The 10,709-nt window shown below is 61.9% G+C and carries 8 protein-coding genes; 5 read left to right on the forward strand and 3 right to left on the reverse strand.

Annotation, left to right across the window (positions count from 1 at the left end; genetic code table 11):
* The 3 genes from H0V34_03710 to H0V34_03720 all read right to left on the reverse strand — a co-directional run.
* Positions 1-2,231: diguanylate cyclase (locus tag H0V34_03710; protein MBA2490834.1), on the reverse strand; the 2,231-nt coding region annotated here is incomplete at its 3' end.
* Between the two features lie 471 nt (positions 2,232-2,702).
* Positions 2,703-3,416: a sarcosine oxidase gene (locus tag H0V34_03715; GenBank protein MBA2490835.1), complete on the reverse strand. Its 714-nt coding sequence runs from the start codon at positions 3,414-3,416 to the stop codon at positions 2,703-2,705.
* 152 nt (positions 3,417-3,568) lie between these two features.
* Positions 3,569-5,260, reverse strand: coding sequence for a formate--tetrahydrofolate ligase (locus H0V34_03720; protein ID MBA2490836.1), 1,692 nt, complete (start codon positions 5,258-5,260; stop codon positions 3,569-3,571).
* A 314-nt stretch (positions 5,261-5,574) separates the two neighbouring features.
* Between H0V34_03720 and eat the strand changes: the two genes are divergently transcribed.
* The 5 genes from eat to H0V34_03745 all read left to right on the forward strand — a co-directional run bounded on the left by eat (position 5,575) and on the right by H0V34_03745 (position 10,581).
* A complete protein-coding gene (gene eat / locus H0V34_03725; GenBank protein MBA2490837.1) occupies positions 5,575-7,014 on the forward strand; it encodes an ethanolamine permease in 1,440 nt (479 codons plus the stop codon).
* A 195-nt stretch (positions 7,015-7,209) separates the two neighbouring features.
* Positions 7,210-8,601: an ethanolamine ammonia-lyase subunit EutB gene (locus tag H0V34_03730; GenBank protein MBA2490838.1), complete on the forward strand. Its 1,392-nt coding sequence runs from the start codon at positions 7,210-7,212 to the stop codon at positions 8,599-8,601.
* 13 nt (positions 8,602-8,614) lie between these two features.
* Positions 8,615-9,445 carry an ethanolamine ammonia-lyase subunit EutC gene (gene eutC, locus H0V34_03735; GenBank protein ID MBA2490839.1) on the forward strand — a complete coding sequence of 277 codons (831 nt, stop codon included), beginning with the start codon at positions 8,615-8,617 and terminating at the stop codon, positions 9,443-9,445.
* Between the two features lie 309 nt (positions 9,446-9,754).
* The gene (locus tag H0V34_03740) at positions 9,755-10,210 is read left to right on the forward strand and encodes a sulfite exporter TauE/SafE family protein (GenBank protein MBA2490840.1); all 456 of its coding nucleotides are present in this window, start codon (positions 9,755-9,757) and stop codon (positions 10,208-10,210) included.
* Between the two features lie 47 nt (positions 10,211-10,257).
* Positions 10,258-10,581 (forward strand): TSUP family transporter, encoded by a 324-nt coding sequence (locus H0V34_03745; GenBank protein MBA2490841.1) that lies wholly within the window; start codon positions 10,258-10,260, stop codon positions 10,579-10,581.
* The last annotated feature ends 128 nt before the right edge of the window (positions 10,582-10,709 follow it).

Below are 10,709 nucleotides of genomic sequence, written 5' to 3' on the forward strand. Positions count from 1 at the left end.
TGCAGGGCAGCGATCGTTTCCCCCGCGTTACGCATGATGGTGCTTTCGGTCAGCTCCAGCTCCAGAAATTCCGGCGGCAGTCCGGTCTCGGCCAGAATCCGTTGTACTGTCTCAACCAGCCCGGACCGCCTGAACTGTAGGCCGCTTATGTTAACGGCAACGCGCACCCGCGCGCAGCCCGCGTTCTGCCAGGCCATATTCTGGGCGCACGCCGTGCGTAACACCCACTCGCCGATCGCGACAATCATGCCGCTGTCTTCCGCCAGTGGAATGAATTCCGTTGGTGACACCAGTCCCAGCTCCGGATTCTGCCAGCGAATCATGGCCTCCACGCCGACGATCTCGCCGCTGACAACCTCGACCTGCGGCTGATAATGGAGCAGCAGCTCCCCGTGTTCCAGCGCCTTGCGTAGTCTGCTCTCCAGTCCCAGCCGCTCCAGTGCGCGCGCGTTCATAGATGCGGCGTAAAACTGATACGTGTTGCGGCCGGCTTCCTTGGCGTGGTACATGGCCGCATCGGCATTCTTCAGCAAGCTATCGGCGTCGTGGCCATCGTGCGGGATTACGCCGATCCCGATGCTCGGGGTGACGAACAGTTCCTGACCGCCCAGCACCATCGGTTGCGATAGAGTATTGAGAATGCGCCTGGCCACCCTCGCCGCGTCTTCGATGTGGTTGATTTCTGTCAGCAGCACGATGAATTCGTCGCCACCGAAACGGGCGACATCGCGATTGATCTGCGGCTCGAGGTCGCGCGCGATGCAGTCGCTGTCGCGAACACTCGTCGTCAGGCGCTCCGCGACGGCTTCCAATATCCGGTCGCCGGCAGTATGACCCAGGGTGTCGTTGATGCGCTTGAAGTTATCAAGATCGAGAAACAGCACGGCCATCATCCGCCCATGCCGCCGCGCCAGCGCCTGCGTGCGTTCCAGATGTTCCACGAATGACTGGCGATTCGACAGACCGGTCAGGCTGTCGTAATAAGCCAGATAAAGGATCTTCTCCTCGGCCCGCTTGCGCGCCGTGATGTCGATCACGGTGCCTTCGTAGTACTGGAGCGTTCCGTCGGCGGCGCGTACGCACCGTACGTTTTCGGAAGTCCAGATGCGACTGCCGTCGCGGCGATAGATCTCGGCCTCGAAGTGCTCGACCTGGCCCTTCGCCGCGATCGCGCGGGCAAATTCTTCCCGCAGTCCCGGCTGCACATAGAGCTGCGCCGCGAGGTCGGTGCGCTGCGCCATGAGTTCTTCGGGACTGTCGTAACCGCAGATCCGGGCGGCCGCGCGGTTGGCGCTGATATAGCGGCCATGAGGCGAAGTCTGAAAGATCCCCTGTACGGCGTTCTCGAAAATAGTCCTGTACTTTTCTTCAGCCACCGCCAGCGAATGGGTGCGCTCCTGAACCAGTGACTCCAGATTCTCATTCAGATCGCGGAGCGCGTTTGTCGCTTCCACTTCCCGCGTTGTATCGCTTTGCACGCCGATGAAATGCGTCAGGACATGCCGGTCGTCATGCACCGGCGACAGGGTCAGTTCGTTCCAGAATGGCGTCCCGTCCTTGCGGTAGTTCCTGAGCGTGATCTTGCATTGCCGCCCTGCGCGCAAGCTGTCACCGATCGCCCCCACACTCTGGCGATCAGTATCTTCGCCCTGCAGAAACCGGCAGTTGTGGCCGATTACTTCATCCGCGCGATAGCCACTCATGTGCTCGAAGGCCGCGTTGCAGTAGATAATGGGCATGTCAGGTTGGCGGGAGTCGCTGATGCAGATACCGTTGGTGCTGGCGGCCATCGCGCGGTCGCGAATGCGCAGCTCCTCCGCCATTCTCAAGTGATTGAATGCGGTAGGGGCGCGCAGCAGATAGCGCACGCGGCAACACAGCAGGGACCAGTTGATGGGCCTGGTTACAAAATCCGTGGCGCCGGCTTTATACGCGCGATCGATGGAAGTCACATCATCCAGGCCGGTCATCACGAGAATTGGCACGTGCTCACCCCCCGGCAATGCGCGCAGGCGTCGGCATATTTCGACACCATCCAGCCGCGGCAACTCAACGTTCAGCAGCACCAGATGGGGGCGCGCGGACAGGAACAACGATAAACCAGCATCGCCATCTCCGGCTTCCTCGATCGCAATGCCGGTTTGCTCCAAGGACGCGCGCGCCAGTAGCCGGGTGGCGAGATCGTCATCGACGACCAGCACGCGCGAAGACCAGTTCGCGGGATCAGCCACGGCCGACATCAGGGGAGAAAGTTTCCGGCGCGGCCGGCGTCTATCGATCGCATTTGGAATCCAGGGCCGGCGCTTCCACTGTGGAGGTCATTATGGTGCCCGTTGCGGCCTGTGCATTACCGGCGACCGTGTCATTATCTAGCGAAGCGGCGTCGCTTCGCAGCGCGTCGACCGGTAACCAGCGTGCCTAGCTGGAGTAAGTCAGAACTTGATTTCAGGTTCAATTGCATGCAGACGAAAGCACGCTATGGCGTGACGGACGGGGCAAAATGGGCGATCGGCGCCCGGAGAAATAGGGCGGCCGGGCATCCATACTGCAACCCATTACTATCTTCTACCTAAGCGGTGGGACGAGACACAGGAACCCGATTTCACGAGGGGATCGTTAGATTGATTGGCGTTTTGTATAAGTGGTTAACGACATTTGTCATGCTGAACGAAGTGAAGCATCTGCCCTTGCCACAATGCCCTCTACAGCTCCAGCAGGGCCGCTTGGCCGACCGGCCGTCCGTCGAACTCGCTCATGGCGTCCTTGAGCACGCCCCACAGATAATCGGCCGAGGCGCTGTCGAATAACAAGTGGAAGCTCGGCGTCTCGCCGAGATCGCAGCGGATTACGATGGCGTTCATGCGTGCGAGCGAGGTCTGGGCGACGGCGCCGGACGGGAATTTGTGATGCCGCATGTCCACGGCGCACAGCTTGGCGAACATCGCGCCTGCGTATTCGCCGGTAACCATAAACCAGGCCGACGAGTCGCGCCGCGGGACGAGAAAGCAGCGCGCCGGCTGTTGCTCCGCGTGGGCCCGGTTCAGCCGCTCGCAGCGTTCGCCGATGCCGGCGAGCTCGCCGAGGATCAGGACTTCAGTGTCCGCGAGCCGCGCGATCACGGGAGCACCCGCGCCCTCGTGACACGAAGCGCGATTGTTTTCGTTGTCGATGATAAGACCCTGCGCCTCAAGCCATTCGATAGCCGCGCCGCCCTTGAAGCCGGTGCGCGGCAGCGGCGAAAGGTCCGCAAGCCCCAGATGCCGCGCGTGCGTTACTTCTTCGTCCGGCGCAATGCCGTAGTCCAGAACCACGGCGGCGTCAGCCGTGGCCTGGAAGCGCGCGCCGTCTTCAATCAGTGTGCGATAGTGAAAGCTGCGGATGGAAAAATCGGTTGGTTTTACGATCTCTGCTGACACGGCCTGAATCTCCTGATAGTTATTGTGGGTTCAGCAAGACCACGCACGAGCTTTGCCGATACGCGCGGGGTCCAGATTCCTCACGGAGTTTATCCTGAACAGAGTGAAGGGTTCCGAAAAACAACTACTACTGATTTGTCTGTCAGAGGCCGCTAGAACAACCCCACGATCTCGCCGTGCTCGTCGACATCGATGCGTTCGGCGGCGGGTACTTTGGGGAGGCCGGGCATGGTCATGATATCGCCGCAGATCACTACCAGAAACTCCGCGCCCGCCGCCAGATAAACATCCCGCACCGGCACCACGTGTCCCGAGGGCGCACCGCGCAGCAGCGGATCCGTGGAAAACGAGTACTGGGTTTGGGCGATGCACACCGGATAATGGCCGTAGCCCGTCTCCTGATACCTGGCGATCTTGTCGCGGATACGCGTATCGGCGATAACATCGCTCGCGCCGTACAGCTTGCCGGCGACCTTGTTGATTTTTGTCCACAAGGTGTCGCGATCCTCGTAAACGAAATGCAGGTCGGGCGGCACGTGCGCGATCTCGTCCACCACCTCGCGGGCGAGTTCCTCGGCGCCGGCGCCGCCGCGGCGCCAGTGATCGCAGGGTATGACCTTGACGCCGTGGTGCGCGACCTTGGTCTGGAGTGCCGCAATTTCCGTGTGCGTATCCGTGGTGAAGGCATAGAGGGCGGCCACGCACGGCAGCCCGAAGTGATTGCGAATGTTGTTGATGTGACGTTCGAGGTTGGACACACCGCGTTCCAGCGCGTGCACGTCCTCCTGCTGGAGATCTTGGGGCGCGGCGCCGCCATGGTACTTGAGCGCCCGCAGGGTCGCCACCACGACCACCAGCGACGGCGCCAGCCCCGCCTTGCGGCACTTGATGTCGATGAATTTTTCGGCGCCCAGATCCGCGCCGAAGCCGGCTTCGGTCACGACGTAGTCGGCCAGCTTGAGCGCGGTGCGGGTGGCGATCACCGAGTTACAGCCGTGCGCGATGTTGGCGAACGGCCCGCCGTGCACGAACGCGTGGGTGTTTTCCAGGGTCTGCACCAGGTTGGGTTTAAGCGCGTCCTTGAGCAGCGCCGTCATCGCGCCGTGCGCGTGAAGATCGCGCGCGTGGATCGCGCCGCCGTCGTGGTTATAGCCGACGATGATGTTGCCAAGCCGCGTCTTGAGTTCTTTGAGCGATGTCGAGAGACACAGGATGGCCATGACTTCCGACGCGGTGACGATATCGAAGCCGTCTTCGCGCGGATGGCCGTTCTTCACGGTGCCGCCCAACCCCACGATGATCTTGCGCAGCGAGCGGTCGTTGAGGTCCATCACCCGTTTCAAGGTGATGAGCCGGTAGTCGAAGTCCAGCCGGTTGCCATGCTGGATGTGATTATCGATCAGCGCCGCGAGCAGATTGTGCGCGAGGCCGATGGCGTGAAAGTCGCCGGTGAAGTGCAGGTTGATGTCCTCCATCGGCACGACCTGTGCGTAGCCGCCGCCGGCAGCACCCCCTTTCAATCCGAAACACGGCCCCAGCGACGGTTCGCGCACGCAGACGATCGCGCGCGAGCCAATGCGGTTTAGCGCATCGCCCAGGCCCACCGTGGTGGTGGTCTTGCCTTCGCCCGGTGGCGTCGGGCTGATGCCCGTGATCAGAATCAGCTTGCCGTCCTTGCGGTCCTGCAGGCTGTCGATGTAATCCAGTTTGAGCTTGGCCTTGTAATGGCCATACGGTTCCAGCGCATCTTCGTCGATGGCGAGCCGCTCGGCCGCGAGCTCCACGAGCTTGCGCTTGTGGGCCTGCCGTGCGATGTCGATGTCGGAGCTGGCGATGTCGGGCATACGTGAGCGTTATGAGGTGAATGGGCAGTGCTATTTTGCCAGTTCGAGCGCGTGGATGGCGAGCCGGATTGTTGGTAGCGCACGGCGGCGCGTAAATCGCTCGTTGGTCATACTCCAAACGGAGTAAGTCGATACTCATTCAGACTGATGGATTGCCGCAAGATCGGGTCGCAGAATTACGGTGTCGGAAACCGTGACCGCTGCTTGGCCGGCTGGGCTAGACGTTTTTGTGGACTATAGTTCACTGTTGACAGGCGGTAGGTCTCTTGTGTATGGGAGACCCCACACATGGCGATTCTGCACGAGGTACAGTAATGGCTACCAGAGCACCGGCGCGCGAGCGCACCGTCGAACACGAGCGGGTTGGCGAGGAGTATTTCGAGCAACGCAGCCTGAAGCAGGGCGCCGCCGGCTGGGTATTGCTGGTGGGGCTCGGTGTCGCTTATGTGATCTCCGGCGACTTCGCCGGCTGGAATTTCGGTCTGGGGGAGGGCGGCTGGGGCGGCATGCTGATCGCCACCTTGCTGATGGCCACCATGTACACGGCCATGGTGTTTTCGCTGGCCGAACTGTCATCGATGATCCCGACCGCGGGCGGCGGCTACGGCTTCGCGCGCCGCGCCTTCGGCCCGTGGGGCGGATTCCTGACAGGCACCGCCATTCTCATCGAGTACGCCATCGCGCCGGCGGCCATCGCGGTCTTTATTGGCTCTTACTGCGAATCCCTGTTTGGGGTCGGCGGCTGGATGATTTATCTGGGCTTCTACGCCGTGTTCGTCGGCATTCACATCTACGGCGTTGGTGAGGCGCTGAAGCTCGTGTTCATCATCACCGCCATCGCCGCGCTGGCGCTGGTGGTATTCGTGGTGGCCATGATCCCGCATTTCAGCGCGGACAAACTGTTCGACATTGCGGTGACGGACGCCGTTGGCGCCAGCGACTTCCTCCCTTTCGGCTATGTCGGCATCTGGGCGTCGATCCCTTACGCCATGTGGTTCTTTCTGGCTATAGAAGGTGTGCCGCTGGCGGCTGAGGAAACCAAAGATCCGCACAAGAACCTGCCGCGCGGACTGATCGGCGGGATGCTGGTATTGCTGTGCTTCGCGGCGTTGATCCTGACCTTAGGGCCCGGCGGATCCGGCGCCTCGATACTGATGGACGATGGCAATCCCCTGGTCACTGCCGTGGAATCCGCATACGGCGGCCGCACACGGGGGAGCCAGTTCATCAATCTGGTGGGACTGGCCGGGCTGATCGCCAGTTTTTTCTCCATTATCTTCGGTTACTCGCGGCAGATTTTCGCGCTATCGCGGGCCGGCTATCTGCCGCGATTCCTGTCCGTCACGAGCACGCGAAAATCGCCGGTGCTCGCGCTGATAATTCCGGGCGTCATCGGATTTCTGCTTTCCTTAAGCGGGCAGGGCGATCTGCTGATCCTGATCGCCGTATTCGGCGCCACCGTTTCTTATGTATTGATGATGGCCTCTCACATCAGGTTGCGGATGAAGGAGCCAGAACTCGAGCGTCCTTACCGGACACCAGGCGGCGTCGTGACCTCGGGTATCGCGCTGGCGTTAGCCTGCGTAGCGGTGGTCGCGGGCTTCCTGGTCGATCCCAGAGTGGTCATCGGCGCGGCGGTGATCTACGCGATTTTCATCGCGTACTTCGCGTTTTACAGCCGCCACCATCTGGTCGCGCAGGCGCCGGAAGAGGAGTTCGACGCCATTCGTGCGGCGGAGAGCGATCTGGCGTGAGGACAGCGCCTTTCAAGGGCTTCTTGTGTCATTTCGACCCCTTCCGCGTTGCTCAGGGCAGGCTCCGGGAGAAATCCTGCAGGCTACGGGATTGGCGACTTGGTTGCTCGGCCAGGATTTCTCGCTCCGCTCGAAATGACAGGCTTTTCAGAGTTTCTCCAGATGCATTTCTGGATTTGAACACGGGGTAAGTGCATGACGGCTTTTTCAAATACCATCGGTGACACCACGTATCGCTTTCAAAATCTAAAGACCCTGATGGCGAAAGCCAGCCCGGCGCGCTCGGGCGATGATCTTGCGGGTGTCGCGGCGGCCGACGACGCAGAGCGCGTGGCGGCGCAGATGGCGCTGGCCGAGACGCCGCTAAAAACGTTTCTGAACGAGGCTCTGGTTTCTTACGAAGACGACGAAGTCACGCGCCTGATCGTGGACGATCATGACTCACAGGCGTTCGCGCCGGTGAGTCATCTGACCGTGGGCGACTTCCGTAACTGGCTGCTTGGCGATGCGGCCACTGAACAGGCACTGACCGCGCTGGCGCCGGGCCTGACACCCGAGATGGCGGCTGCCGTGTGCAAGATCATGCGCCTGCAGGATCTGATTCTGGTCGGGCAGAAGTGCCGCGTGACCTCCAGCTTTCGCGATACGGTGGGGTTACCGGGTCGGCTCTCGACGCGCCTGCAGCCCAACCATCCCACGGACGACCCCAACGGCATTGCCGCCAGCATCCTGGACGGCCTGTTGTACGGCAACGGCGACGCGGTGATCGGCATCAATCCGGCCAGTGACAGCGTGTCCGCGGTCACCACCCTGATCCACATGCTGGACACGATTATCGATCGCTATCAGATACCCACGCAGTCCTGTCTGCTGACGCACGTGACGACCACTCTGGACGCCATGAACAACGGCGCCCCGGTGGATCTGGTGTTCCAAAGCATCGCCGGCACCGAACGCGCGAATACGAGCTTTGGCGTGACTTTGTCGATGTTAAACGAAGCGCGCGATGCGGCGCTGGCGCTCAAACGCGGTACCGTGGGTGACAACGTCATGTACTTCGAAACGGGCCAGGGTAGCGCGCTGTCGGCCGACGCTCATCACGGCGTCGATCAGCAGACCTGCGAGGCGCGCGCCTACGCCGTAGCGCGCAAGTTCAAGCCGCTGCTGGTCAATACGGTGGTGGGTTTCATCGGCCCCGAATACCTCTACAACGGCAAGCAGATTATTCGCGCGGGGCTTGAGGATCATTTTTGCGGCAAGCTTCTGGGTGTGCCGATGGGCTGCGACATCTGCTACACCAATCACGCCGAAGCGGACCAGGACGACATGGACATGTTATTGACCCTGCTGAGTGTAGCAGGGTGCAATTTCATCATGGGCATTCCGGGATCGGATGACATCATGCTCAACTATCAGACCACTTCGTTTCACGACGCCTTGTATGTGCGTCAGGTGCTGGGACTAAAACCCGCGCCGGAGTTCGAGGCGTGGTTACAGAAAACCGGCATCTTCGAGCCCGGCGAGCGTCCCCGCCTGCGCGAAAAATTGCCGCAGCCGTTCGAGCGCGCGCTGGCTCACATCGCCTGACGGGATCGTTCACATGCAAGACTCCAAAACCACGCCGGTCATAGCCAATCCGTGGCAACAATTGCGGCGCTTCACCAGCGCGCGCATCGCGCTCGGCCGCGCGGGTGTGAGTCAGCCGACGCAGCCGCACCTGGCGTTTCAGGTCGCGCACGCGCAGGCGCGCGTAGCGGTGCACCTGCCGTTCGACGGCGAAATGCTGGAGCGTACGTTGCGCGAGCGGGGGCAGGAGGTCATCCGCCTGCACAGCGCGGTGCCCGACCGGTTCACTTACCTGCAGCGGCCCGACTGGGGGCGGCGACTTGACGAGGATTCGCGCAGCCACCTCGAAGCCCGGGCCGCGAAACTTGAGGATCACATCGACGTCGTTTTCGTGATCGCCGATGGCTTGTCGGCGCTGGGTATTCACGAGCACGCCGTGGCGTTTCTGGATGCGGTGCTCGCGAAGCTCAAGCCGGAAGAATGGCGGCTGGCGCCAGTCGTTGTCGTGGAGCAGGGGAGAGTCGCGATAGGCGACGAGATCGGCGAAGTGCTGAAAGCTCAGATGGTGGTGGTGGTGATCGGCGAGCGGCCGGGTTTGAGTTCACCGGACAGCGTGGGCGTTTATTTCACTTACGGCCCGCGCGTTGGCCGCAACGATGCGGAACGCAACTGCATCTCCAACATTCGCCCGGCGGGTTTGAGCTTCGACCGCGCCGCGCACAAGCTCTGCTATCTCATGAGCGAGGCGCGCAGCCGCAAGCTTTCCGGGGTGAAGCTTAAAGATCAGGCTGAGTCATCGGAGCAGCCCTTGGAAGGCCCAACCGCCGAGCGTAATTTTCTCAGCACCGACCAGGTGGACAGCTAGTCGTAAGGTCTCTGCCGATCCCTCTGGGCAACCCGGTTTGTCTCAGAACCTTAGCTTTTCCTGGTTGCCTGTAGTTTTCACATTCCCGTCGTTATCCAGCCGCCGGCGGAAGTGCCGAGGTATTGGCCGCCGTATCGCTTCGCGGGGTGCTCGCGCTGACCGCCGACACCTTTTATGATCGCCGCATGTGTGTCTATCATGTGGCAGAACAGCGACAGGATTGGCGTACAGGCTCGGTGCCACGCGCTCACTTAGGCGACTCGTCGCAGAATCTTCAGTGGTATCCATGATTCCCGCGTCGCGAAAGCGATGACACTCACCCTCGTATTTGGCGCACTGGTCGGACTCGCGCTGGGTTTGACCGGCGGCGCCGGATCGATATTCGCCGTACCGCTGCTGATCTATGGTCTGGGGGTCGCACCGCACGAAGCGACAACCGTTTCACTGGCGGCAGTGGCGCTGACCGCTCTCGCGGGCGCCGCCGATGGCGCGCGCGCAAAATTGCTTGAACTGCGTCCCGCGCTGGTGTTCGCGGCGACCGGCGTTATCGCCGCCCCCATTGGTGTTACGTTGGGCAGGAGCGCTTCGGAGGCGGCGATCGTCACCGGCTTCTCGGTGTTGATGCTTGTCATCGCCGCCAGGATGTGGGCCGACGCCAGTGCGCGGCCCGCCGAGGCGCGCACCGTACGGGCGGGGTTGCATACGATCGCACCACCCGAAGCGGTCCGGTCTGTCGATATAGCAAGGATGGCAAACTACGCCTGAACACGCGATGCAGCGCCACCCTCGCGGCTTGCGGGCTACTGGTCGGTGTGCTGTCCGGTTTTTTCGGCGTGGGTGGCGGTTTTCTCATCGTCCCCGCGCTGTTGCTCGTCACGCAGATGAGCACCCGGCGCGCGGTGGCGACTTCGCTGCTCGTTATTGCGCTGGTCGGCGCCGCGGGGGTTGCGGCGAGCTGGTGGCAGGAGCACGCGGTGGCGTGGGAGGTGGCGGGCCTGTTCGCGCTGGGCGGACTCGTAGGCATGGGACTGGGTCGGCTGCTTGTGGCGCGGCTGGCGGGCGCGGTGCTGCAGCGCGTGTTCGCGGCATCCATGGCGATTGTGGGTGGGTTTATGCTCTTAACGCAATTCATCTGAGGAGTGACCCATCATGATTTTCCGACAACGGTTCGATGCCACCTCCAGTATGACCGCGGATTTTGAACCGCTTCCCGGCGGGCTTCCTGTGCCTCGCGACGACGGCGCCGCGAAGCACCTTACGGGGC

This window comes from Gammaproteobacteria bacterium, assembly GCA_013696315.1.
GTDB lineage: Bacteria > Pseudomonadota > Gammaproteobacteria > JACCYU01 > JACCYU01 > JACCYU01.